The organism is Ralstonia sp. RL, from assembly GCF_001683835.1.
GTDB classification, from domain to species: domain Bacteria; phylum Pseudomonadota; class Gammaproteobacteria; order Burkholderiales; family Burkholderiaceae; genus Ralstonia; species Ralstonia mannitolilytica.
Genome location: NZ_LWRX01000041.1, coordinates 1 through 23,334, shown reverse-complemented (window position 1 = coordinate 23,334; position 23,334 = coordinate 1). Strand labels below are relative to the sequence as shown.

General features: G+C 64.6%; 20 protein-coding genes and 3 tRNA genes. 16 read left to right on the top strand and 7 right to left on the bottom strand.

Translation table 11 applies throughout. The features are described 5' to 3' along the window. Positions 1-188 precede the first annotated feature (188 nt). Positions 189-1,001 (bottom strand): inositol monophosphatase family protein, encoded by an 813-nt coding sequence (locus A6M56_RS04245; RefSeq protein ID WP_045786527.1) that lies wholly within the window; start codon positions 999-1,001, stop codon positions 189-191. A gap of 122 nt (positions 1,002-1,123) precedes the next feature. Here A6M56_RS04245 and A6M56_RS04240 point away from each other — a divergent pair, with 122 nt between their 5' ends. Continuing rightward, positions 1,124-1,996, top strand: a complete 873-nt coding sequence (locus A6M56_RS04240) for an RNA methyltransferase (RefSeq protein WP_045786528.1) — start codon at positions 1,124-1,126, stop codon at positions 1,994-1,996. Between the two features lie 145 nt (positions 1,997-2,141). After that, positions 2,142-2,888, top strand: coding sequence for a serine O-acetyltransferase (gene cysE, locus A6M56_RS04235; RefSeq protein WP_045786529.1), 747 nt, complete (start codon positions 2,142-2,144; stop codon positions 2,886-2,888). A gap of 16 nt (positions 2,889-2,904) precedes the next feature. Here the strand turns inward: cysE and A6M56_RS04230 are convergent, their stop codons facing one another. The 4 genes from A6M56_RS04230 to A6M56_RS04215 are packed head-to-tail and all read right to left on the bottom strand — an operon-like array spanning position 2,905 to position 5,528. Then, entirely contained in the window at positions 2,905-3,723 is an 819-nt protein-coding gene (locus A6M56_RS04230; RefSeq protein ID WP_045786530.1) for a UDP-2,3-diacylglucosamine diphosphatase, read from the bottom strand. Then, positions 3,720-4,226, bottom strand: a complete 507-nt coding sequence (locus tag A6M56_RS04225) for a peptidylprolyl isomerase (protein ID WP_045786531.1) — start codon at positions 4,224-4,226, stop codon at positions 3,720-3,722. The genes A6M56_RS04230 and A6M56_RS04225 overlap by 4 nt, the downstream gene beginning before the upstream one ends. 25 nt (positions 4,227-4,251) lie before the next feature. Continuing rightward, on the bottom strand, positions 4,252-4,824 hold the full coding sequence (locus tag A6M56_RS04220) for a peptidylprolyl isomerase (protein ID WP_045786532.1): 573 nt from the start codon (positions 4,822-4,824) through the stop codon (positions 4,252-4,254). 41 nt (positions 4,825-4,865) lie between these two features. Beyond that, positions 4,866-5,528: a tetratricopeptide repeat protein gene (locus A6M56_RS04215; protein ID WP_045786533.1), complete on the bottom strand. Its 663-nt coding sequence runs from the start codon at positions 5,526-5,528 to the stop codon at positions 4,866-4,868. A gap of 252 nt (positions 5,529-5,780) precedes the next feature. Between A6M56_RS04215 and cysS the strand changes: the two genes are divergently transcribed. The 6 genes from cysS to A6M56_RS04185 all read left to right on the top strand — a co-directional run bounded on the left by cysS (position 5,781) and on the right by A6M56_RS04185 (position 12,058). Then, complete coding sequence (gene cysS / locus A6M56_RS04210; protein WP_045786534.1) at positions 5,781-7,172, top strand: cysteine--tRNA ligase; 1,392 nt, start codon at positions 5,781-5,783, stop codon at positions 7,170-7,172. Next, positions 7,169-8,050, top strand: a complete 882-nt coding sequence (locus A6M56_RS04205) for a DNA-3-methyladenine glycosylase family protein (RefSeq protein WP_045786535.1) — start codon at positions 7,169-7,171, stop codon at positions 8,048-8,050. Before cysS ends, A6M56_RS04205 begins: the two co-directional genes overlap by 4 nt. An 86-nt stretch (positions 8,051-8,136) precedes the next feature. Next, positions 8,137-9,105, top strand: coding sequence for an acetyl-CoA carboxylase carboxyltransferase subunit alpha (locus A6M56_RS04200; RefSeq protein WP_045786536.1), 969 nt, complete (start codon positions 8,137-8,139; stop codon positions 9,103-9,105). Next, entirely contained in the window at positions 9,074-10,480 is a 1,407-nt protein-coding gene (gene tilS / locus A6M56_RS04195; protein ID WP_102079631.1) for a tRNA lysidine(34) synthetase TilS, read from the top strand. The genes A6M56_RS04200 and tilS overlap by 32 nt, the downstream gene beginning before the upstream one ends. Positions 10,481-10,576: 96 nt before the next feature. Continuing rightward, positions 10,577-11,827 (top strand): aspartate kinase, encoded by a 1,251-nt coding sequence (locus A6M56_RS04190; RefSeq protein WP_045786538.1) that lies wholly within the window; start codon positions 10,577-10,579, stop codon positions 11,825-11,827. A gap of 137 nt (positions 11,828-11,964) precedes the next feature. Next, a tRNA-Ser gene (locus A6M56_RS04185) sits at positions 11,965-12,058 on the top strand. Between the two features lie 466 nt (positions 12,059-12,524). Here A6M56_RS04185 and fabI read toward each other — a convergent pair. Beyond that, positions 12,525-13,319, bottom strand: coding sequence for an enoyl-ACP reductase FabI (fabI, locus tag A6M56_RS04180; RefSeq protein ID WP_045786539.1), 795 nt, complete (start codon positions 13,317-13,319; stop codon positions 12,525-12,527). 293 nt (positions 13,320-13,612) lie between these two features. Here fabI and A6M56_RS04175 point away from each other — a divergent pair, with 293 nt between their 5' ends. From A6M56_RS04175 to A6M56_RS04155, 5 genes are all read left to right on the top strand, one after another. Further along, positions 13,613-15,499, top strand: coding sequence for an extracellular solute-binding protein (locus A6M56_RS04175; RefSeq protein WP_102079632.1), 1,887 nt, complete (start codon positions 13,613-13,615; stop codon positions 15,497-15,499). A 4-nt stretch (positions 15,500-15,503) separates the two neighbouring features. Then, a complete protein-coding gene (locus tag A6M56_RS04170) occupies positions 15,504-16,556 on the top strand; it encodes a microcin C ABC transporter permease YejB (protein WP_062739251.1) in 1,053 nt (350 codons plus the stop codon). 14 nt (positions 16,557-16,570) lie between these two features. Beyond that, on the top strand, positions 16,571-17,695 hold the full coding sequence (locus tag A6M56_RS04165) for an ABC transporter permease (RefSeq protein ID WP_045786542.1): 1,125 nt from the start codon (positions 16,571-16,573) through the stop codon (positions 17,693-17,695). Beyond that, positions 17,692-19,347 (top strand): ABC transporter ATP-binding protein, encoded by a 1,656-nt coding sequence (locus A6M56_RS04160; RefSeq protein ID WP_045786543.1) that lies wholly within the window; start codon positions 17,692-17,694, stop codon positions 19,345-19,347. Before A6M56_RS04165 ends, A6M56_RS04160 begins: the two co-directional genes overlap by 4 nt. Positions 19,348-19,589: 242 nt before the next feature. Continuing rightward, positions 19,590-20,234 (top strand): C40 family peptidase, encoded by a 645-nt coding sequence (locus A6M56_RS04155; protein WP_045786544.1) that lies wholly within the window; start codon positions 19,590-19,592, stop codon positions 20,232-20,234. Positions 20,235-20,299: 65 nt separating this feature from the next. Here the strand turns inward: A6M56_RS04155 and A6M56_RS04150 are convergent, their stop codons facing one another. Then, positions 20,300-21,256: a patatin-like phospholipase family protein gene (locus tag A6M56_RS04150; RefSeq protein WP_102079633.1), complete on the bottom strand. Its 957-nt coding sequence runs from the start codon at positions 21,254-21,256 to the stop codon at positions 20,300-20,302. Between the two features lie 179 nt (positions 21,257-21,435). Between A6M56_RS04150 and gltX the strand changes: the two genes are divergently transcribed. The 3 genes from gltX to A6M56_RS04135 all read left to right on the top strand — a co-directional run bounded on the left by gltX (position 21,436) and on the right by A6M56_RS04135 (position 23,216). Then, entirely contained in the window at positions 21,436-22,833 is a 1,398-nt protein-coding gene (gltX, locus tag A6M56_RS04145; RefSeq protein WP_102079634.1) for a glutamate--tRNA ligase, read from the top strand. 113 nt (positions 22,834-22,946) lie between these two features. Continuing rightward, positions 22,947-23,022, top strand: a tRNA-Ala gene (locus A6M56_RS04140). Positions 23,023-23,140: 118 nt separating this feature from the next. Beyond that, a tRNA-Glu gene (locus tag A6M56_RS04135) sits at positions 23,141-23,216 on the top strand. Positions 23,217-23,334 lie beyond the last annotated feature (118 nt).

Below are 23,334 nucleotides of genomic sequence, written 5' to 3'. Positions count from 1 at the left end.
TCATGGCAAGGCGTCGCACAAAGAGGACACTCATTGTGAACGACGGTCGAGCAGCGCAAAACCCGCGCACACGCTGTGGGTTTGTCATCGTCAAGCTCGGCCGGCGGTGTGCCGCGCACGGTCTCCAGCCGGAAAGAAAAAACCCGCGCGAGGGCGGGTTTTTTCTGCCTGCAGGGATGGCCGTGCGATCAGGCCTCAGCCTTCGCCCGCGAGAACGGCGCCGTGATCTTGATCATCTGCACAAAGGCCTTCGGGTTGCCGGCCAGGATTTCGCCCTGGTCGAGGTAGCCCGATTCACCGCTGTAGTTGCCGACCAGCCCGCCCGATTCCGTGACCAGCAGCGAGCCGGCGGCCATGTCCCACTTGCTCAGGCCCTGCTCGAAGAAGCCGTCGAGGCGGCCGCAGGCCACGTATGCGAGGTCCAGGGCGGCGGCGCCGGGGCGGCGCAGGCCCTTGCAGCTTTCCGTCATGGTGGCGAACAGGCGCGTGTAGTCGTACAGGCCCTCCATGTCGCGATACGGGAAGCCGGTGCCGATCAGGCAGTCGGCCAGCTTGTCGCGGCGCGTGACGCGGATCCGGCGGTTGTTCAGGAACGCGCCGGCGCCCTTGGACGCGGTGAAGAGTTCGTCGCGCGTCGGGTCATACACCACGGCCTGCGTGACCACGCCGCGCTGCATCAACGCGATCGACACGCCGTATTGCGGAAAGCCGTGGATGAAGTTGGTGGTGCCGTCCAGCGGGTCGATCACCCAGACGTTTTCGCTGGCGGTCTCGCCGTCGGCCCAGGACTGGCCTGACTCTTCCGCTAGAATCGCGTGATCGGGGTAGGCTGTCTTGATGACTTCGATGATCGCGGCTTCGGCCGCGCGATCGACTTCGGTGACGAAATCGTTGTGCTGTTTGCGCTCGGCGCGCAGGCTATCGACGTCGAAGGACGCGCGGTTGATGATGGTGCCGGCCTTGCGGGCAGCCCGGACGGCGATATTGAGCATCGGATGCATGACGGATCTCCGCGCCTGGCGCGCCTTGGCGGCAGGCGAAACAACACAGCGAATTGTAGAAGAACGAGCGGCGGGCCAATCTCGCGATCCTGCCCGCCGTCAAAAGAGTGGCCGTATTGTATATGAACCCCGCCTCCGTCGCCCCGGAAACCGCACCGAACCCCACACTCGCCGACCCGGAAACGTTGCGCCAGCGCGCAGCCCGCTGCCGTTTCGTGCTGGTGGAGACGAGCCACCCCGGCAATGTCGGCTCGACGGCACGTGCGCTCAAGACGATGGGATTCGCCGATGCGGGCAGCTTCGTGCTCGTGCGCCCGCGCCAAGCCGACGCCACCTCGCATGCCGATGCCGTTGCCATGGCAAGCGGCGCCGACGACGTGCTTGCTAATGCGCGCGTCGTCGAGGACATTGGTGAAGCGCTGGCCGGGGCTTCGCTCACCATCGCCCTGACCGCGCGCCCGCGTGAATTCGGCCCGCGCCGCATCGGCCCGCGCGCTGCCGCGGACGAGGTGGCCGCCTTGCTGGCCGCGCCGGACACGACGGTTGCCTTCGTCTTTGGCAACGAGCGCTTCGGCCTGCCAAACGAGGTGGTGGAGCGCTGCCATGTCGTCACGCACATTCCTGCCAACCCGGCCTATGCCTCGCTGAACCTGTCGCAGGCGGTGCAGTTGATCGCGTACGAGGTGCGCATGGCGCTGCTGGCCGACACCGGCACGGGCGACACGCGCGTCGAGGGCGTCGGCTTTGTCGGCGAGCCGGCTACCGCCGAGCAGATCGACGGCATGTTCGAGCACCTCGAGCGCGGCCTCGTCGAGATCGGCTTTCTCGACCCCGCACAGCCGAAGAAGCTGATGCCGCGCCTGCGGCGTCTGTTTGCCCGCACCCAGCTGGAGACCGAGGAGGTCAACATCCTGCGCGGGATCGCCAAGCGCATGCTGGGCCGCCGCGGCGATGCGGCCACGCCGCCCACGGGCGCAGCCGACGACTGTCGCTGATCGTCCTGATCGCCGCCTGCACGGCGGCGCGCTGCGTCTGTCCGTCGGGCTAAAACCCTTGCCATCGCGCGGTAAGGGATGCCTTACACTGCCCCCAGCGCACACCGATGCGCGGCAGTTTCATAACGATCCACACACGACCAAGATGTTCACACGCATTCGCGAAGATATCCGCGCCATCATGGAGCGAGACCCCGCCGCGCGCAGTCGCTGGGAAGTGCTGACCTGCTATCCGGGTCTGCACGCCGTCATCGTCCATCGGGTCGCGCATGCGTGTTGGAACGGCGGTTTCAAGTGGCTGGGGCGGTGGCTTTCGCACCTCGGGCGTTTTCTGACCGGCATCGAGATCCACCCTGGCGCGACGATCGGCCGGCGCGTGTTCATCGATCACGGCATGGGCGTGGTGATCGGCGAGACGGCCGACATTGGCGACGATTGCACGATCTACCAGGGCGTCACGCTGGGCGGCACCTCCCTGTACAAGGGCGCCAAGCGGCATCCGACGCTCGGCAAGGGCGTGGTGGTGAGTGCTGGCGCCAAGGTGCTCGGCGGCTTCGTCATCGGGGACGGCGCGCGGGTTGGCTCCAATGCGGTGGTGCTCAAGCCGGTGCCGCCGGGCGCCACGGCCGTGGGCATTCCGGCACGCATCGTCGAGCGCGATACGCCCAAGGAGGCCCAGCCGGCGCTCAAGCAGGAGTTCTCGGCCTACGGGATCACGCCGGATGCCGATGATCCGGTGTCGCTGGCGCTCAAGCGGTTGATCGACCACAGCGCGCTCCAGCAGGAGCGCATCGAGTCGATCCTGTCTGCACTCGACCGCCTGGGCGCGCACCTCGAGAACTCGCCGAACGATCCGTTCGATGCGAGCGAGCTGAAGCGGATGCTGAAGTAGGGCCGGGCGGTGACGGTCATGACGCCGTCACCGGCTCGACGGTCCATGCGCCTTTGTCGAATTTGAGGAAGCTGCCGCGCGGCTGCGGCGCATCGAAATCCCAATCGGAGAGCACCCAGCGCCTGCCGGCCGGTTCATGATGCAGCTGCGGGCGGTGCGTGTGGCCGTGGATCAGCGTGGCGGTGCCGGCGGCCTTGAACAGCGTATCGACGGCTTCGGGCGCGACGTCGCCCATCATTGCGGCGGCGCGTGGTTCGCCTGCCACGTTGGCGGACATGGCACGGCCGGCTTCGCTCTCCGCGCGCATCTTCTGCGCGATCCTCAGCCGCCAGCGCAGCGGCATCGCCAGGAAGATCCGTTGCACCCAGCGCCTGCGCGTCCAGCGGCGAAAGCGCATGTAGGCCGCGTCACGGGTGCACAGCGCATCGCCATGGGCGAGTGCGATGCGCTCGCCATCGACTTCCAGAACGCTCGGGTCGCCCAGCAGCGTGGCATGTGCGGCCGCCAGGAAGCGCTCGCCGAGCAGGAAATCGCGATTGCCGTGCATGAACAGCACGCGCGTGCCGGCGTTCGCCAGCTCGGCGAGCAGGCTGGCGATGTGCTGGTGGAACGGGTCGACGAGTTCTTCATCGCCGACCCAGTACTCGAAGAAATCGCCCAGTATGACCAGCGTGCGTGCTTCGCGTGCGCGCGTGCGCATGAAGCGCTCGAACGCGGCGGCGGTGGCGGGCATGCTGGCCGTCAGGTGCAGATCCGAAATAAAAAACACCGGCCCGGAAACCCGGACCGGTGTCTTCAGCGCGGATGCCGTGGAGGCGTGCGCTGCGTCGATCATTCGATGACTTCGGCGCTTTCGATGATCACGTCTTCCATCGGCACGTCCTGGTGGAAGCCGCGGTTGCCGGTGCGCACGGCACGAATCTTGTCGACCACGTCCATGCCTTCGGTCACCTTGCCGAAGACGGCGTAGCCCCAGCCTTGCGGCGTCGGCGAGGTGTGGTTCAGGAAGTCGTTGTCGACCGTGTTGATGAAGAACTGGGCCGTGGCCGAGTGCGGATCATTGGTGCGTGCCATGGCAATGGCGCCGCGCTCGTTCTTCAGGCCGTTGTTGGCTTCGTTCTCGATCGGGGCCTTGGTCGGCTTCTGTTTCATGTCGTTGCCCGGTTCGAAGCCGCCGCCCTGGATCATGAAGCCCTTGATGACGCGGTGGAACACCGTGTTGTTGTAGTGGCCGTCCTTGACGTAGCTCACGAAGTTGGCGACGGTCTTGGGCGCCTTTTCGGCGTCCAGGGCGAGCGTGATGTCGCCGTGGTTGGTGTGCAGCTTGACAGTGGTCATGATGTTTCCTTCGGTGAGCAAAGCGTTACTTGGAGACGACGGTGGCCGATTCGATGACGATCGGCTTCACGGGCACATTCTGGTGGGGGAACCGGGTCGTGGTTTCCACGGCCTTGATCTTGTCGATGGTGTCGGTGCCCTCGACCACCTTGCCGAAGACGGTATAGCCGTAACCGTCCTGACCAGGGTAGTTCAGCATGTTGTTGTCGACCACGTTCACGTAGAACTGAGCGGTGGCGGAGTTCGGATCCATGGTGCGGGCCATGGCGATCGTGTACTTGTCGTTCTTCAGGCCGTTCTTCGATTCGATCTCGACGGGCGGGCGGGTGTCCTTCTGCTTCATGTCGGGCGTGAAGCCGCCGCCCTGGATCATGAAACCGTCCATCACGCGATGGAAGATCGTGCCCTTGTAGAAACCATCCTTCACGTACTGCAGGAAGTTGGCGACCGTCTTGGGGGCTTTGTCCGGATAGACCTCCACGGTGAAGTTGCCCATCGACGTCTTGAACTGGACGCGCGGCGCGGGCGCGGCTGCCGCAGCCGCGGACACGGCCAGCGCACACACCAGCCCGGCAAAGAGAGAGCGAATACGAAGCATGATCGAGAGGGAAGGATCGGAAAGGAGAATGGCCGCGCGCCTCAATGACGCTTGGCCGGTTTGCCGGTGACGCCGCTTGCGGCGGGCAGCGCGGCAGCGGGCTCTGCAGCGGGATGCACGCCCGGGAGGTCGGGCAGCGCATCCAGGCGTGCACGTGCGTTGGCGTTCTTCGGGTTCAGCTTGATCGCGTTCTGGTATGACTGGGCGGCCAGACGGACGTAAATATCGCCGAGGTTCGATTGCGCCAGCGCATTCTCGGGCGCCACGCGGCTCGCCATGATGAGGCTGTCCCGCGCACGCAGCAGCTCGCCGCGTTCGGCATACAGCGCCGCCAGGTTGATGTACGGCTCGGGCAGTTCAGGGAAGTCCTGCGTCATCTGGCTGAATGCCACGATGGCATCGTCGCTGCGGCCGAGGCCGGCAAGCGCCACGCCACGCTGGAAACGGGCCTGCGCGTTGCGCGGTTGCGCCGCGACATCCTTGTCCAACTCGGCCAGCGCCTCGGCGTATCGCTTGCCGGCGAGTTCATCATCGATGCGCTTCTGGCGTGCGACCTGCGGCGGTTGCTGGTTGCTCGGCGTCAGGTCTGCCGGCAGTGCAATGCCGGCGGTCTGGGCGATGGCCGGCGTGGCTGACACGGCAAGCAGGCAGGCCAGGGTTGCAGCGCACAGGGTTGCACCGTGCAGACGCAGCGTACTGTTCATGAGAATCGGTTCCGTTATACTCCGCCGCATTCTAACAAACCGTCTTTGTGCGCAGCAGCGGCCATGCGCATCGGGAAAGGTGCTTGACGGGGAGCAAGCCGGCGCGCCGGCCGCCCGACTCGTCGGCGCAGTTCCGGTAAGATATGCCGCTAGTTTTTCGGGCGCTGTACCGGCGCCGACTGCCTCCAATTTGGTCCGCCTGCATCGGCGCATCTCGCATGCGCGGCGCGCTGAATCTCCCGACACCGCTTCATGGAATCACTCAAGATCTACAACACGCTTGCGCGTGAGAAACAGACGTTCGTCCCCATCGAGCCTGGCCGCGTGCGCATGTACGTGTGCGGGATGACGGTGTACGACTACTGTCACGTCGGGCATGCGCGGGTCATGGTGGTGTTCGACATGGTGCAGCGGTGGTTGCGTGCATCGGGTTACGAGGTGACCTACGTGCGCAACATCACCGACATCGACGACAAGATCATCAGGCGCGCGGTGGAAAACGGCGAGACGATGCGCGCGCTCACCACGCGCTTCATCGAGGCGATGCACGAAGACGCCGATGCGCTCGGCGTGCAGCGCCCCGATCATGAGCCGCGCGCGACGCAATACGTGCCGCAGATGCTGAGCATGATCGGCAAGCTGCAGCAGAATGGCCTTGCCTACCAGGCCGCCGACGGCGACGTGAACTACGCCGTGCGCAAGTTCCCCGGCTACGGCAAGCTGTCGGGCAAGTCGCTCGAAGACCTGCGCGCCGGCGAACGGGTTGCGGCCAACGATGCCAAGCAGGATCCGCTCGACTTCGTCCTGTGGAAGTCCGCCAAGGCCGACGAGCCGGCCGAATCGCGCTGGGCTTCGCCATGGGGCGAGGGCCGCCCCGGCTGGCATATCGAGTGCTCGGCGATGAGCTGCGAGCTGCTCGGGGAACATTTCGACCTGCACGGTGGCGGCGCCGACTTGCAGTTTCCCCACCACGAAAACGAGATCGCCCAGTCCGAGGGCGCGACCGGCAAGCCCTTCGTCAACACGTGGATGCACAACGGCTTCGTGCGCGTGAATGACGAGAAGATGTCGAAATCGCTGGGCAACTTCTTCACCATCCGCGATGTGCTGAAGGTGTACGACGCGGAAGTGGTGCGCTTCTTCATCCTGCGCTCGCACTATCGCAGCGATCTGAACTACAGCGATGCACACCTTGACGACGCCCGTCACGCATTGACGCGCTTGTATACAGCGCTCAAGGACGTGCCCGCATCGGCCAATGCGCAGCCCGACTGGAACGAGCCGCACGGCAAGCGTTTCCGCGAGGCCATGAACGATGACTTCAACACGCCGGTCGCGGTGTCGGTGCTGTTTGAGCTGGCGAGCGAAGTCAACAAGACGCGCTCCCCTGAGCTGGCCACTCAGTTGGCGGCGCTGGCCGGCGTGATGGGTTTGCTGGGGCGCGATCCGCACGCGTTCCTGCAAGGCGGCGTGTCGGCCGATGGCCTGGATGCGGCTGAAGTCGAAGCCCGCATCGAAGAGCGCCGCGCCGCCAAGGCCGCACGAGACTTTGCCCGCGCCGACGCGATCCGCGCCGATCTGCTGGCCGCGGGCATCGTCCTGGAAGACAAGCCGGGCGGCGTGACCGAGTGGAGACGCGCATGAACGCGGTGGCCAAGAAAGCCAGCGCAGGGCGCGGCACGGCCGCCAGGAAGGCGCCTGCCGTGAAAACGGCGGCCCCCCGGAAGGCCTCCGCCAAGAAGATCGACGGCGCGCCGAGCAAGACGGTTGCCGCCAAAAGCACGACCATCAAGGCCGGCAAGGTGACGCAGGCCGGTCCTGCCAAGCGCGCTGCAACCAAGGTGCCGCTGCCGGAAACCCTCGCGACCAACGAAACCGTGCCCGTGCCGGCCGAGGTCGTGCTGTCGGGCCCACCCGCGTACTGGCAAGAGGCGTGCGCCGACCTGATGAAGCGCGACCGCATCCTGCGCAAGATCATCCCGACGTACGGGCCGGCGCACCTCGCATCGCGCGGCGATCCATTCGTCACGCTTGCCCGATCGATCGTGGGCCAGCAGATTTCAGTCAAGGCGGCGCAATCGGTGTGGGAGCGCGTGGTGATGGCGTGCCCGAAACTCGTGCCTGCACAGTTCCTGCGGGCCGGGCAGGAGAAACTCGCGGCCTGCGGCTTGTCCAAGCGCAAGGCCGAGTACATCCTCGATCTGGCCGAGCACTTCCGCAACGGTACGGTGCACGTGGCCAAGTGGGCGGAGATGGACGACGAGGACGTCATCGCCGAGCTGACCCAGATTCGCGGCATCGGCCGCTGGACAGCCGAGATGTTCCTCATGTTCAACCTGATGCGCCCGAACGTGCTCCCGCTGGACGACATCGGGCTGATCAACGCGATCTCACAGAACTATTTCAGTGGCGAACCCGTCACTCGCAGTGAGGCGCGCGAAGTGGCCGCCAACTGGGAGCCGTGGCGCACCGTGGCGACGTGGTACATGTGGCGCAGCCTCGATACGGCCACCACGTATTGAGCTGTCAACTTCAATGAAACGGCGCGCATCGCCGGGCGGCCAAAATCCGGTAGAATGCGCGCCTTCAAGAGCCTTTCAGAAGATCCATGAAAACAACCTTCCTGGAGTTCGAGCAGCCGATCGCAGAACTTGAGGCGAAGATCGAAGAACTTCGTTTCGTTCAAGACGATTCCGCTGTCGATATTTCTGAAGAAATCTCCCGCCTGGCCGCAAAGAGCCAGCAGCTCACCAAGGATCTGTACGCCAACCTGACGCCCTGGCAGGTCGCACAGATCGCCCGGCACCCGCAGCGTCCTTACACGCTGGACTACGTCCGCGAGATCTTCACCGACTTCCACGAGTTGCACGGCGACCGCACGTTTGCGGACGACCTATCCATCGTGGGCGGTCTGGCGCGCTTCAACGGCCAGGCTTGCATGGTCATCGGCCACCAGAAGGGCCGCGACACGAAGGAGCGCGCGCTGCGCAACTTCGGCATGTCCAAGCCCGAGGGCTATCGCAAGGCCAAGCGCCTGATGGAACTGGCCGACAAGTTCGGCCTGCCGATCTTCACCTTCGTCGATACGCCGGGCGCCTTCCCGGGTATCGATGCAGAAGAGCGCGGCCAATCCGAAGCCATCGGTCACAACCTGTTCGTGATGGCCGGCCTGAAGGTGCCGCTGATCGCCACCATCATCGGCGAGGGCGGCTCGGGCGGGGCGCTGGCCATCGCCATGGGCGACGCGGTCCTGATGCTGCAGTTCGCGACGTACGCCGTGATCTCGCCGGAAGGCTGCGCGTCGATCTTGTGGAAGACGGCCGAGAAGGCGCCCGAAGCCGCCGAGGCACTGGGCCTGACCGCGCACCGCCTGAAGGCGCTGGGCCTGATCGACAAGATCGTCAACGAGCCGCTGGGTGGCGCCCACCGCGATCCGAAGGCCATGGCCGCCATGCTCAAGCGCGCGCTGGCCGAGTCGCTGCGCCAGTTCCAGGGCATGAAGACGTCGGAACTGCAGGCGCGTCGCCACGAACGGCTGATGGCCTATGGCAAGTTCAAGGAAACCGACGGTCGCTGATTCGTCTGCGCTGCTGGTCGACAAGGTCGCACAACGCGTTGCCGCGTGTGCGGCCTTTGTCGTTTCTGGCGGCGTGCCGACCGTGGCCATTGCGCTGTCGGGCGGGCGCGATTCCGCCGCGCTGCTGCACGCGTGCGCGGCGTGGCGCGATGCAGGGGCGCACGTACGGCTCGTTGCGCTGCATGTCAATCACGGCCTGCAGGCCGATGCCCACGCCTGGGAGCGCGCCTGTTCCCGCATGGCCGAAGCCGTCGCCGTCGAGTTCCACGCGCGCCGCGTCCATGTCTGCGCCAGTGCAGGACAGGGCGTCGAGGAAGCCGCGCGCGAGGCCCGCTATGCCGCATTGGAAACGCTTTGCACCGAGACCGGCGCGTCGCTTCTGTTGACGGCGCACCACCTGGACGATCAGGCGGAAACCGTCCTGCTGCAGCTGATGCGCGGTGCGGGCCTGGACGGGCTCGCCGCCATGCCGATGGTGCGCCCCGGCGCATTCCCGCTGTTGCGCCCCTGGATCGATGTGCCGCGCAGCGAGATCGAGCGCTATGCACACGCGCGTTCGCTGACTTGGGTTGACGACCCCTCGAACGATGACACGCGCTACGCGCGCAATGCATTGCGGCCGCTGCTCAAGGGAATGGCCGCGCATTTTCCCGGGTATCGCGAAGCACTGGCGCGCAGCGCGGCGCACCTCGCGCATGCGGCTGAGCTCGTCGATGAAGTCGCACGGGCGGATCTCGCGCAGATCGTTTCCGCGAACGGTCTCAGCATCGCAGGACTGGCCGCGCTGTCGCGCGCGCGCCAGCGTGCGGCCCTGCGGCTGTGGCTCGGGTCGGAAGGCATGCGGGCTCTGTCCGCGCGCCGGCTGGACGATCTGCGCACACAACTGGTCGAGGCCCGCCAGGATGGCGCGCTGTGCGTCAACCTGCCGGCCGGGCGCTGCGTCAGGCGCTACCGCGGGATGGCATGGATGGAACGCGCCGAGGCCGATCCCGCGCGACAGGCTGCCGGCGAGGTCATCCCCTTTGATGGGACGCGGCGTACCGAGCAGCGTGTCGATGTGGCGGCGTGGAAGGGGGTGCTCGTTTTCTCGCCCGTGTCGAACGGCATTCCGACGCACGCGTTGCGGGGACCGCTCTCACTCGTGCCGCGCCGAGGGGGCGAGCGCATCGTGCTGCGCACAGGCGGCCCTACGCGCGCCCTGAAGCAGGCCTATCAGGAAGCGGGAATCCCCGCCTGGCAGCGGGCGAAGCTGCCGCTGCTGTACGCGGGCGACACGCTGGTCTTCGCCGCGGGTCTGGGCATCGACCGCTCGCTCGTGGAGCGGGGTGCCGCGTGGGACATTGCCTGGCTGCCGGCAGGCCTACGTGGGGGATAGGACACATCGCTTCGCGCGATTTGCTTGCCGATCAATGCAGTTTGCTGTATTTTCAAAAGCTTTTGCACCGCACCGCCTCCTCTCGATCTTCCCAAGATGGCTCTCATCGTTCACAAATACGGCGGCACCTCGATGGGTTCAGTTGAACGCATCAAGAACGTCGCCAAGCGCGTTGCCAAATGGCATCGTGCCGGTCACCAGATCGTGGTCGTTCCGTCGGCCATGTCCGGCGAAACCAACCGCCTGCTGGGTCTGGCCAAAGAGATTTCGGCCCAGCCCGACCCGCGTGAACTGGACATGATTGCCTCCACGGGCGAGCAGGTGAGCGTGGGCCTGCTGGCCATCGCGCTGCATGCCGAAGGCATTGACGCCCGCAGCTATACCGGCTGGCAAGTGCCGGTCAGGACCGACTCGGCCTACACCAAGGCCCGCATCCAGTCGATCGACGACCAGCGCGTGCGCGCCGATCTCGATGCCGGCCGCGTGGTCGTCATCACCGGCTTCCAGGGCATCGACAGCGAAGGCCACATCACCACCCTCGGCCGCGGTGGCTCGGACACCTCCGCCGTGGCGGTCGCCGCCGCGCTCGAAGCCGAGGAATGCCTGATCTACACCGACGTCGACGGTGTCTACACCACTGATCCGCGCGTGGTGGACGACGCTCGCCGGCTGGACAAGATCACCTTCGAGGAGATGCTGGAAATGGCCAGCCTGGGCTCGAAGGTGCTGCAGATTCGCTCGGTGGAGTTTGCCGGCAAGTACCGCGTGAAGACGCGCGTGCTGTCGTCGCTGACCGACCCGCTGATGCCGCTCGACGTCGAGATGAACTCGGGCACGCTGATTACTTTTGAGGAAGATTCGAACATGGAAGCCGCCGCCATTTCCGGCATCGCCTTTGCCCGCGACGAAGCCAAGATCACCGTGATCGGTGTGCCGGACAAGCCCGGCATCGCTTATCAAATCCTGGGTCCGGTCGCCGACGCCAACATCGACGTCGACATGATCATCCAGAACCAGTCGGTGGAAGGCAAGACGGACTTCACCTTCACCGTGCCGCGCGGCGAATACCAGCGCGCCCTGGCGATCCTGAACGACAGCGTGAAAGGCCACATTGGCGCGGCGAGCGTGTCCGGCGACCCGAAGGTGTCGAAGGTGTCGGTGGTGGGCGTGGGCATGCGCTCGCACGTGGGCATCGCCAGCAAGATGTTCCGCACGCTGTCGGAAGAGGGCATCAACATCCAGATGATCTCGACTTCGGAGATCAAGATCTCGGTGCTGATCGACGAGAAGTACATGGAGTTGGCCGTGCGCGCGCTGCACAAGGCGTTCGAGCTGGACCAGGCGTAATCGCCTGAGCATTGCCGGGTGGCGACCCGGAGCTGCTGCTCCCCACCGCTGTCATGCAGTTGTCGTTGACCGGGTGGGGTGAAGTGGCTAGAATACGCGCTTCGTCGCGCGGGCTCCTTCGTGCGACGGACAGTTTGGGAGACGTGGCCGAGAGGTCGAAGGCACTCCCCTGCTAAGGGAGCATCCGGGCCAAAACCTGGATCGAGGGTTCGAATCCCTCCGTCTCCGCCAGCAATGGCGGAACAACCCCGGAAGATCGCGGTCTTCCGGGGTTTTCTTTTTGGCGCGCGCCCTACGAGCAAGCCACCATATTCGCCGGCCGTTTCCTGCTTGGCACGAGGCAGGGCATGACGCCGGGGCTGCATGCAGTGGGCGACGTTTGCACGGGCGGGTGACAGCCGCGTTCAGCGTTGCCCATACCCACCGCGATACGTGAGCAACGGAGCCTGGCGGCAGCGCAGTGCGATGGGTCATGCCGAGCGCCTCCGGTATCAGGAGCGATTTGCCCGGTTGGGAGACGTGGTGACGTTGCGCGGATGGCAGAGGGCAGAGGGGAGAGGGGCTTGGCCCCGGAGGACGTGCGGCTATGTACGGGAGAGGGCTGTCGCCATCCACGAAAAACGGGACCCGATTGGGTCCCGTTGGCTCGTGCGTTCACGTGCGGTGACACGGAGGTGGGCCGCACGCCCGTTCAGCGTCAGCCCTGGCCGACGCTCTCCGGCACACCGGCGGTCACGTTGAAGCCGCAGTCGACGTAGGTGATCTCGCCCGTCACGCCGCTGGACAGATCGGAGAGCAGGAAAGCGGCCACGTTGCCGACTTCTTCAATGGTGACGTTGCGGCGCAGCGGTGCGACGTCTTCCATGTACTTGAGCAGCTTGCCGAAATCCTTGATGCCAGACGCCGCGAGCGTCTTGATCGGGCCGGCCGAAATGCCGTTGGCGCGGATGCCCTTCGGCCCCAGAGAATTGGCCAGATAGCGCACGCCGGCCTCCAGCGATGCCTTTGCCAGCCCCATCGTGTTGTAGTTCGGGACCACGCGCTCGGCGCCCAGGTAGGTCAGGGCGAGCAGAGACGCATTGGGCGACAGCATCGGCAGTGCGGCCTTGGCCAGCGCCGGAAAGCTGTACGCCGAGATGTCGTGCGCGATACGGAACGACTCACGCGACAGGCCGTCGAGGAAGTCGCCGGCAATCGCTTCGCGCGGCGCAAAGCCGATCGAATGTACGAGGCCGTCAAAGTGGCCCCAGTGCTTGCCGAGGTCTTCGAACACCTTGGCGATCTGCTCGTCGCTACCGACGTCGCAGTCGTACACCAGTTTGCTGCCGAACTCGTTGGCGAATTCGGTAATGCGGTCTTTGAAGCGCTCACCGACGTAGGTGAAGGCCAGTTCGGCGCCTTCGCGCTTGCAGGCGTTGGCGATGCCGTAGGCGATCGAGCGGTTGGACAGAAGGCCGGTGATCAGAATGCGCTTGCCAGCGAGGAATCCCATGGTTTCTCCGTGCAGATGTGGGGCAACGTCGCGCCGATACGCCACGGCGGCATGGAGCGGGCGTGATTGCGGGCGCGACGTGATTGGGTCGGCGCGATCATACCGGAAAGCTCCGTACCGCTGCGCTTTTGCGCGGTAGTGCATACGCTGTGCCCGCCTTGTCAATGCGGGACGATCCTGCCGGCCGATTTGACGGGATTGCCTCGGCAGGGCGTTAGAATCGTCCAAAACACTGTTTTACACACCGATCAATCGGATCAACGCATGCAAGGACAACGGGGGCAAGGGGCGCAATGAGCGTGCGCGCTGCGGCACACACACGATGGATGGCACTGGCTTGCCTGCTGGCGGCCACATGCGCGGCGCCAACCTGGGCGGCACACGGTTATGCGGAATACGGCGACCTGAAATATCCGGCCGGCTTTTCGAACTTCGCCTATCTGAATCCGAAGGCACCCATTGGCGGGATGCTGCTGCTGGGTAACCCCGACCGGCGCACGAGTTTTGACAAGTTCAATCCGTTCACGATCAAGGGGACGTCCGCGCCGGGCCTGAACCAGCTGGTGTTCGAAAGCCTGCTCATTTCAAGCTGGGACGAGACGGCCAGCGGCTATGGCCTGCTCGCCGACGACGTCAACGTCGCGCCGGACGAGCTGTCGGTGACGTTCCATCTCAACCCGAAGGCGCGGTTCTCCAACGGCGACCCGGTACGCGCGTCCGACGTCAAGTACTCCTACGACATGTTGATGGGCAAGGGCGCGAGCCCCGCCTACCGCAGCATGACGGCCGACGTATCGAAGGTGACGGTCGTCGATGCCGCCACCATCCGCTATGAGTTCAAGCGCAAGAACAAGGAGCTGCCGCTCATCGTAGGCGGCTTGCCGGTGTTCTCGCCCAAATGGGGCAAGGGCAGCGGCAAGGCGGAGGACCCGGATGGCGGCAAGGATGTCCCGTTCGACAAGCTGACCTTCCAGGACCCCATTGCAAGCGGGCCGTACGTGATCGAGCGATTCGATCCGTCGCGCGGCATCACATTCCGGCGCAACCCGAACTACTGGGGCCGCGACCTGAACGTACGTCGCGGCTCGTTCAACTTCGAGCGCATCCAGTACAAGCTGTACAAGGACGAGACCGCCCGCCTCGAAGCGTTCAAGGCCGGTGAATACGACGCCATGGTCGAATACCGTGCCAAGAACTGGGCCAAGAGCTACGTCGGCGTGAAGTTCCGCAACGGCGAGCTGATCAAGAGCGAGTTCCCGCACCGCAATGGCGCCGGCATGCAGGGGTTCGTGATGAACCTGCGTCGGCCGCTATTCCAGGATCTGCGGGTGCGCCAGGCGCTAGGGCTTGCGCTCGACTTCGAGTGGCTCAACCGGCAGCTGTTCTACGGCGCATATCGACGGCTGGACAGCTACTTCGCCAACAGCGAGCTCGCGGCCTCGGATTCGATCACGGGCATGCCCGGCAAGGGCGAGCTCGCACTGCTGGAACCGCTGCGCAGCAAGCTCGAACCCGAGGTGTTTGGCGTGCTCTCGCCGCCGCCCTCCACCGACCCCCCACGCTCATTGCGCGACAACCTGCGCCAGGCGCGCCGCCTGCTGGCCCAGGCGGGCTGGACATATACCGACGGCGCGTTGCGCAACGCCAAGGGCGAGCCCTTCGTCTTCGAGATGCTGGACGACGGTGGCGCCATGAGCCGCGTGATGGCAGCCTACGCGCGCAATCTCGAAAAGCTCGGCATCCAGGTCAACCAGCGCATGACCGACTTTGCCCTCTACCAGAAGCGGCTCGAAGAGTTCGATTTCGACATGATCTCGCTGCGCTTTCCCGACTCACAGAGCCCGGGCAATGAGCTGAAGGACCGGTTCGGTTCCGCGGCGGCGGACGAGCAAGGCTCCGACAACGTGATCGGCCTCAAATCGCCGGCGGTGGATGCCTTGATCGACGACGTGCTGCGCGCACAGACTCGCGACGAACTCGTCATCGCCTCGCGCGCGCTCGACCGTGTGCTGATGCATGGGTCTTATGTGATTCCGCACTGGTATTCGGCATCGCACCGCGTGGCCTACAACAAGAACCTGATGTATCCGGAGCGCCTGCCGTACTACTACTCGGCGGAAACCTGGGTGCTGACGGCCTGGTGGCGCAAGCCGGAAGCCTCCCAATCACCCCATCGGTGACGCCATGTTTGCCTACCTGATCAAACGGCTGCTGCTTTTGATCCCGACGTTGATCGGGGTGATCACGCTCACATTCGTGGTGATCCAGTTCGTGCCCGGCGGCCCCGTCGAGCAGATGATGATGGAGATGAAAGCGCGCGGCGGCGGCAGCGAGGCCAGCGGCGGCGGCGCGTTCGATTATCGCGGCCGGCGTGGCGTGGACGCCGAGAAGATCAAGGAAATCCGGGCGCTGTACGGCTTCGACAAGAGCCCCGTGGAGCGTTACTTCCTGATGCTCGGGCGCTTTGCGCGATTCGACCTGGGCGAGAGCTACTTCCAGCACCGCAGCGTGTGGGAGTTGATCAAATCCAAGCTGCCGGTATCGATATCGATCGGCCTGTGGACCTTCTTTCTCACCTACCTGATCGCGGTGCCGCTCGGCATTGCGAAGGCGGTCCGGGCGGGCAGCCGGTTTGACCTCGTGACCAGCATCGTCGTGCTGGTCGGCTATGCCATCCCCGGGTTCGTGCTCGGTGTGCTGCTGCTGGTGCTGTTTGGCGGCGGCACGTTCTTCCAGTGGTTTCCGATCCGCGGCATCACGTCCGACAACTGGGATCAGCTGAGCCTGCTCGGCAAGGTGACGGACTACCTGTGGCACATCGCGCTGCCGGTGACGGCGTCGGTAGTGGGCAGCTTTGCCGTCATCACCATGCTGACGAAGAACGCATTTCTCGAAGAGATCCGCAAGCAGTACGTGCTGACGGCGCGCAGCAAGGGCCTGTCGGAGCGGCGTGTGCTGTGGAAGCACATTTTCCGCAACGCACTGCTGCCGTTGGTGACCGGGTTTCCGACCGCGTTCATCGGCGCGTTCTTCACGGGGTCGCTGCTGATCGAACAGCTGTTCTCGCTCGACGGTATGGGCTTGTTGTCGTACGAGGCCGTGGTCCGGCGCGACTATCCGGTGGTGCTCGGCACGCTGTACCTGTTTACGCTGATCGGGCTGGCAGCGCGGTTGATCTCGGACGTTTGCTACGTGCTTGTCGATCCGCGCATCCATTTCGGCTCGGTGGGGCGCTAGGCGGACAGAGCATCATGACCCAGTATTCGCGTACCTCCGCACATCCGTCCAACGTCGCCGCGCCGCATGCGGTGCGCCATTCGCCGTCGCCGCTCAAGCGTGCATGGCGGCGCTTCAAGCAGCATCGGCTGGGCTACTGGAGCCTCGTCATCTTTGTCGTGCTCTTCGTGCTCAGCCTGGCGGCCGAGGCCATTTCGAATGACCGGCCGCTGGTCGTGCGGTACCACGGCAAGTGGTACTTCCCGATCGTGAAGACGTACCCCGAAACGGCGTTCGGCGGAGATTTCCCCACGCCCACGGATTACCTCGATCCTTACATCCGCGAGAAGTTCAAGGAGCCCGGCAGCTTCGCGATCTATCCGCCCAATCCGTATTCGTACGAGACGCTGAACTACTTCTCGAAGGAGCCCAATCCGGCGCCGCCGTCGGCCGAAAACTGGCTCGGCACCGATGACCGGGGGCGCGACGTGTTTGCGCGGCTGCTCTATGGCTTTCGCGTCTCGGTGCTGTTCGGGCTGGCGCTCACGCTGCTCGGGGTGCTGATCGGCACGCTCACCGGCGCCCTCATGGGCTTTTTCGGTGGGCGCTTCGATCTGGTGTCGCAACGTCTGATCGAGATCTGGAGCTCGATGCCAGAGCTGTACCTCTTGATCATCTTCGCGTCGATCTTCACACCGAGCCTCGGCCTGCTGATCATCCTGCTGTCGTTGTTCGGCTGGATGAGCTTGTCGGACTACGTGCGCGCCGAGTTCTATCGCAACCGCTCGCTGGACTATGTGAAGGCGGCGCGGGCCATGGGCCTGTCCAACTGGCAGATCATGTGGCGCCACATCATGCCCAACAGCCTCACGCCGGTGATCACCTTTCTGCCGTTCCGCATGAGCGCGGCCATCCTCGCCCTCACGAGCCTTGATTTTCTCGGCCTGGGCGTGCCACCGTCGACGCCGAGCCTCGGCGAACTGCTCGCCCAAGGCAAGGCCAACCTCGATGCGTGGTGGATCTCGCTGTCGACCTTCGTGGTGCTCGTGCTAACCCTCGTGCTGCTGACGTTCATGGGCGACGCGCTGCGCGATGCGTTCGACACGCGCCTGTCATTCGCGCACCTGCGTGCGCGCCAAAAGCCGGCGGGGGTGAAATGAGCCGCGTTGATCTGCGCTCCCCCGCGCCGCGGTACGACGGCCCGCTGCTGCGGCTGGACGATCTGTGCGTGCGCTTCGAATCCGAGCACGGCGAGACGACTGAGGCCGTCAAGCACGTTTCGCTCGACCTGCAGGCGGGCGAGCGGTTTGCCTTGGTTGGGGAATCCGGCTCGGGCAAGTCCGTTACCGCCCTGTCGATCATGCGGCTGCTGGCCGATGCGCACTACAGCGGGCGCATCCTGTTCGAGGGTCGAGACCTGCTCGCCGCCAGCGAGCGCGAGATGCGCGGCCTGCGCGGCGCCGACGTCGCCATGGTCTTCCAGGAGCCCATGACGGCGCTCAACCCCCTGTACACGATCGGCAACCAGATCGTCGAAACGCTGGAACTGCACGAAGGCCTGGACAAGCGCGCTGCCAAGGCCCGCGCGATTGCGCTGCTCGAGCGCACCGGGATTACCGAGGCGCCACGCCGCTTCGACGCGTTTCCGCACCAGCTCTCGGGCGGGCAGCGCCAGCGCGCGATGATCGCCATGGCGCTGGCATGCTCGCCCAAGCTGCTGCTGGCCGACGAACCGACCACCGCGCTGGACGTCACTGTGCGCATGCAGATCCTGCAATTGCTGCGCGAACTGCAAGCCGAGTTCGGCATGGCGATCATGCTGATCACGCACGACCTCAACATGGTGCGCGCCTTTGCCGAGCGCGTCGGGGTGATGGAGCGCGGCGTGCTCGTCGAGAGCGGCAATACGGCCGACGTGTTCAGCGCGCCCCAGCATCCCTACACGGTGCGCCTGCTCGAGAGCCGCCCGCAACGCGACGTGCTGCCCCTGGTGCCGCTTGCCCCGGTCCTGCTCGAAGCCGACAGGCTCACGGTCACGTACGAACGCCATCGACCGGGCTTTGCCGGGTGGTTCCGCTCCGACCCATTTACCGCGGTCGATGCGGTGTCGCTGCAGCTGCGCGAAGGCGAGACGCTTGGCATCGTGGGCGAATCCGGCTCGGGCAAGACCACGCTTGCCCAGACGCTGCTCGGGCTGCAGGCGCCGAAGGGCGGCGATCTGCGTTTCCTCGGCAACTCGGTGCTGCGCATTTCGCGCGATGAACGCCGCGCCGTCCGTGCACGCATGCAGGTCGTGTTCCAGGATCCGTATGGCTCGCTGTCGCCGCGCATGACGATCGAGGAGATCGTGGGGGAGGGCCTCGCGCTGCATCAGCCGCATATCAACGCCGCCGACCGTCGGCATCGCGTGATCGAAGCCCTGCGGGAAGTCGGCCTGGACCGCACGGCGCTCGGGCGGTATCCACACGAATTCTCGGGCGGCCAGCGCCAGCGCATTGCTATCGCGCGTGTGCTGATCCTCAAGCCGCAGGTACTGGTGCTCGATGAGCCGACTTCCGCACTCGATGTCTCCATCCAGCAGCAGGTGCTTTCGCTGCTGTCCGCCCTTCAGAAAAAGTACAACTTGTCGTATCTCTTCATCAGCCATGACCTGGCCGTGATCCGGGCGATGTCACATCGCGTGATCGTGATGAAGGACGGAAAAGTGGTCGAAGAGGGCGACACGGAGGCGGTTCTGGCGTCACCTTCGCATCCGTATACCTGCAAACTCATGGCCGCCGCGTCACTCATTCCTGCTCGGGATAACCCGTAAGGACGGCCGTCCGCTCCCAAAAGCGGTGCAGTTTTGGGGCGTCCTATTTGTAAGAATGCGCATCGAAAGTCATGTGTAAGTACCTGATTCGTCTATGGATTCAGGGAAATTTGTAACGACCTTTGACAAGTCAAAGTGTCACTTTTATCATCCTGCGAGATTGTTTTTAACAGGATTCGGACTGTTCTCATTTCGGTTGGCGTATGTGTGGCCGACCATAACGAGTTTCCGAGGGAGAACCAATGCAGCACTTCGTACTTCATTCCATGGCGCGCCTGGCGGTAGGGGTTGTGATCGGCTGCGGCGTGATCGTGTCGAATGCAGTACAGGCTGATACGGTCTTCAAGGACACGGAAGTTCACGCCGACGCCAAGTCCGATGCCAAGCCCGGCCTCATCTCCAACGTGATGAGCAAAACCGGCGACGTCGTCATGAACGCGCTGGGCATGATCGGCCTGCGTTATCGCTTCGGCGGCAACACGCCTGAATCGGGCCTCGACTGCAGCGGCTTTGTCCGCTACGTCTTCAACGACACCTTCGGTTTCCTGCTGCCACGCCGCGCTGTTGAGATGAGCCGCGTCGGCACCAGTGTCGACATGGCCGAGTTGCGCCCCGGCGATCTGGTGTTCTTCAACACCATGCGCCACACCTTCTCGCACGTCGGCATCTACATCGGTGACAACAAGTTCGTGCATGCGCCGTCCACCGGCAGCAAGATCCGCGTTGATGACATGACGGCCTCGTACTGGGTGACGCGCTACAACGGTGCGCGCCGTATCGATGGCAACGCGAGCTCCATCAAGGATGGTGCGGACAACTTTGTCGAGCAGCTCAAGCGCATCGATCCGAACGCCGCTGGCAAGCCGCTGGCCATGTACGGTGGCTGATCTGGCACGTGTCGAAGAAAAAAGACCGCCGAGGCGGTCTTTTTTGTTGCCCGCCGCGGGTGGGCTCAATGCGGCGACGACGGAGAGGCCGCGGTCGTCTGCGTGAGGTGCAGCTTTTCGCGCAGCAGCGGCATGGCGGCCTGCGCGGCTTGCTCGCCCGCGAGGATGGCCTCGTTGCGTGCGGCAAAGTCGCTGCCTTTCACGAACGGCAGCGATGGAGTGATCACCACATCCGCCTGTGCGAGTTCGGCCTTGTTGATGCTCTGGCCCATGATGGCGGTGGTCTGCAGCAGCATGCTGGCCTGGCCGGATACAGCCTGGCTGGACGGGTCCGCCGAGATGTTCACCGCGATCACGAACGTTGCGCCCATCTGCTTGACGTACGTCACGGGCACCGGGGCGACGAGCCCGCCGTCCACGTATTGCCGTCCGCCGATGGTCACGGGCTGAAACACGCCCGGGATGCTGCACGACGCGCGTACGGCCTGGCCGGTATTGCCGCGCCGAAAGAGGATCGGCTTGCCGCTGGCCAGATCCGTCGCAACGATGCCCAGCGGCGTGCGCATCTGTTCGATGGCCTTCTGCTTGACCAGGCGGTTGACGTACTTCTCCAGCGCTTCTCCCTTGAGCCATCCGCCGAAGCGGGTGCCGAACGGCAGCGCCCAGTCGGCGATCAGGGCCTCGTCCATCTTGAGCGCCATGCGGTTCATCTCAAGCCCCGACATGCCCGACGCATAGAGCGCCGCGACCACGCTGCCGGCGCTGGTGCCGGTCACAAAATCGATCTGGATGCCCTGCGCTTCGAGCATCTTGATGACGCCGATGTGCGCGAAGCCGCGCGCGGCGCCGCCGCCCAGTGCCAGCCCGATGCGTACGGGCACGGTTGCGGGTTGTGCCGTGGGCGGCAGCACGGCCGTCGGCGGTGTGACCGGTGTTTCGGTCTTGCCCGAGGAAAAGCCGGTGACGGTGCACGCGGACAGCATGGAGGCGCCGGTGGCGCCCAGGAATAAGCGGCGTTGCATGGGGACGGTCAGGGCGGTGAGAGATCGGCGCAGTCGCGTCAGGGGCGCTGCAGCCGGCCGCCATTGTGCCAAAGTTCGGCGGCGGGCCGGGCAGCTGCGCGGGGCGCGGTTGCTATAATTTCCGTTTTACAGGGCCGCCTGTCATCCGACTGCGTGGCCCTCTTCGTTCAGCCATTCCTATGACCCAGCGCGTCCGCACTCGTTTCGCTCCCAGCCCCACCGGTTTCATTCACCTCGGCAACATCCGCTCGGCACTGTATCCGTGGGCGTTTGCCCGCAAGATGCGCGGCGATTTCATCCTCCGCATCGAAGATACCGACGTGGAACGCTCCACGCAGGAAGCCGTCGACGTGATCCTCGAAGCGATGGACTGGCTCGGCCTGGACATCGACGAGGGCCCGTTCTACCAGATGCAGCGCATGGATCGCTACCGCGAGGTCATTGCGCAGATGGTCGAGCAGGACATGGCCTATCCGTGCTACATGAGCACCGAAGAGCTCGACGCCCTGCGCGAGGCGCAGCGCGCGCGCGGTGAGAAGCCGCGCTACGACGGCACGTGGCGCCCGGAACCCGGCAAGGTTCTGCCGACGCCGCCCGCAGGCGTGCAGCCGGTGATCCGCTTCAAGAACCCGATCGGCGGCAGCGTGGTCTGGGATGACGCCGTCAAGGGCCGCATCGAGATCTCCAACGACGAGCTGGACGACCTCGTCATCGCGCGCCCCGATGGCACGCCCACGTACAACTTCTGCGTGGTCGTGGACGACATGGACATGCAGATCACGCACGTCATCCGCGGCGACGACCACGTCAACAACACCCCGCGCCAGATCAATATCCTGCGTGCGCTGGGCGGTACGCCGCCCGTCTACGCGCACCTGCCGACCGTGCTGAACGAGCAGGGCGAGAAGATGAGCAAGCGCCATGGCGCCATGAGCGTCACCGGCTACCGCGATGCGGGCTACCTGCCGGAAGCCATCGTCAACTACCTCGCCCGTCTCGGCTGGGCCCACGGCGACGCCGAGATCTTCTCGCGCGAGCAGTTCGTCGAATGGTTCGACCTGGAGCACCTCGGCAAATCGCCCGCTCAATACAATCCCGAAAAGCTCGCCTGGCTGAACAACCACTACATCAAGCAGGCCGACAACGCGCGCCTGGCCGGCCTCGTGAAGCCGTTCATCGAAGAGCTCGGTGGCAAGGTCGACGGTGGTCCGGTGTTGGCCGACGTCATTGCCTTGGTGAAGGATCGCGCCAACACGCTGCGCGAAGTTGCGCAGACCGCGCTGCTGTTCTACCGCACCGACCTGAGCGTCGATCCGGAACTCGCTGCGCAGCACCTCACTGGCGACGTCCGCCCGGGCATTGCCGCCCTTGCAGAGAAGCTCGGTGCATTGCCTGAGTGGAAGCGCGAGGCGATCGGGGCGGCCTTCAAGGACGTCCTTGCCGCACACGGCTGGAAGATGCCCAAGCTGGCCATGCCGGTGCGCCTGCTGGTGGCGGGGCAACTGCAGACGCCGTCCATCGACGCCGTGCTCGAACTGTTCGGTCGCGATGTCGTTCTGCGCCGCCTGGCCGCGTGATGCCGGCCGCGCAAAAAATTTTTCGAAAGGGTATTGCCAAGCGCTGAACACTTCCCCTATACTCTTGTTTTCGCTGCAACACGAAGCGAAAACGCGGTAAAAAGCAGTAACTTGGGGCTATAGCTCAGCTGGGAGAGCGCTTGCATGGCATGCAAGAGGTCAGCGGTTCGATCCCGCTTAGCTCCACCAAAATGCCGGAAGATTCGATTCAAAAATAAATTTGAAAAGAAGCTTCCAAAACGCTAAAAAGTTCGTTATAGTAGCGGACTTCGCAGCGTAAGACAGAAAACGTTGCAAAACAGTTTCTGTCCCCTTCGTCTAGAGGCCTAGGACATCACCCTTTCACGGTGAGTACAGGGGTTCGAATCCCCTAGGGGACGCCAAAACAAGAGCTTAACCAGAAGCTCAATCGCAAAGCCAGTCTCTAGCTGGTCGAGCAAGCCGACAAGGAGTGGTAGTTCAGTCGGTTAGAATACCGGCCTGTCACGCCGGGGGTCGCGG

Bases quoted from the DNA above. Each gene is read 5' to 3' on its own strand.
- A6M56_RS04245 (WP_045786527.1), bottom strand. From the start codon at position 1,001: ATGCATCCGATGCTCAATATCGCCGTCCGGGCTGCCCGCAAGGCCGGC.
- A6M56_RS04240 (WP_045786528.1), top strand. From the start codon at position 1,124: ATGAACCCCGCCTCCGTCGCCCCGGAAACCGCACCGAACCCCACACTC.
- cysE (WP_045786529.1), top strand. From the start codon at position 2,142: ATGTTCACACGCATTCGCGAAGATATCCGCGCCATCATGGAGCGAGAC.
- A6M56_RS04230 (WP_045786530.1), bottom strand. From the start codon at position 3,723: ATGATCGACGCAGCGCACGCCTCCACGGCATCCGCGCTGAAGACACCG.
- A6M56_RS04225 (WP_045786531.1), bottom strand. From the start codon at position 4,226: ATGACCACTGTCAAGCTGCACACCAACCACGGCGACATCACGCTCGCC.
- A6M56_RS04220 (WP_045786532.1), bottom strand. From the start codon at position 4,824: ATGCTTCGTATTCGCTCTCTCTTTGCCGGGCTGGTGTGTGCGCTGGCC.
- A6M56_RS04215 (WP_045786533.1), bottom strand. From the start codon at position 5,528: ATGAACAGTACGCTGCGTCTGCACGGTGCAACCCTGTGCGCTGCAACC.
- cysS (WP_045786534.1), top strand. From the start codon at position 5,781: ATGGAATCACTCAAGATCTACAACACGCTTGCGCGTGAGAAACAGACG.
- A6M56_RS04205 (WP_045786535.1), top strand. From the start codon at position 7,169: ATGAACGCGGTGGCCAAGAAAGCCAGCGCAGGGCGCGGCACGGCCGCC.
- A6M56_RS04200 (WP_045786536.1), top strand. From the start codon at position 8,137: ATGAAAACAACCTTCCTGGAGTTCGAGCAGCCGATCGCAGAACTTGAG.
- tilS (WP_102079631.1), top strand. From the start codon at position 9,074: ATGGCAAGTTCAAGGAAACCGACGGTCGCTGATTCGTCTGCGCTGCTG.
- A6M56_RS04190 (WP_045786538.1), top strand. From the start codon at position 10,577: ATGGCTCTCATCGTTCACAAATACGGCGGCACCTCGATGGGTTCAGTT.
- fabI (WP_045786539.1), bottom strand. From the start codon at position 13,319: ATGGGATTCCTCGCTGGCAAGCGCATTCTGATCACCGGCCTTCTGTCC.
- A6M56_RS04175 (WP_102079632.1), top strand. From the start codon at position 13,613: ATGAGCGTGCGCGCTGCGGCACACACACGATGGATGGCACTGGCTTGC.
- A6M56_RS04170 (WP_062739251.1), top strand. From the start codon at position 15,504: ATGTTTGCCTACCTGATCAAACGGCTGCTGCTTTTGATCCCGACGTTG.
- A6M56_RS04165 (WP_045786542.1), top strand. From the start codon at position 16,571: ATGACCCAGTATTCGCGTACCTCCGCACATCCGTCCAACGTCGCCGCG.
- A6M56_RS04160 (WP_045786543.1), top strand. From the start codon at position 17,692: ATGAGCCGCGTTGATCTGCGCTCCCCCGCGCCGCGGTACGACGGCCCG.
- A6M56_RS04155 (WP_045786544.1), top strand. From the start codon at position 19,590: ATGCAGCACTTCGTACTTCATTCCATGGCGCGCCTGGCGGTAGGGGTT.
- A6M56_RS04150 (WP_102079633.1), bottom strand. From the start codon at position 21,256: ATGCAACGCCGCTTATTCCTGGGCGCCACCGGCGCCTCCATGCTGTCC.
- gltX (WP_102079634.1), top strand. From the start codon at position 21,436: ATGACCCAGCGCGTCCGCACTCGTTTCGCTCCCAGCCCCACCGGTTTC.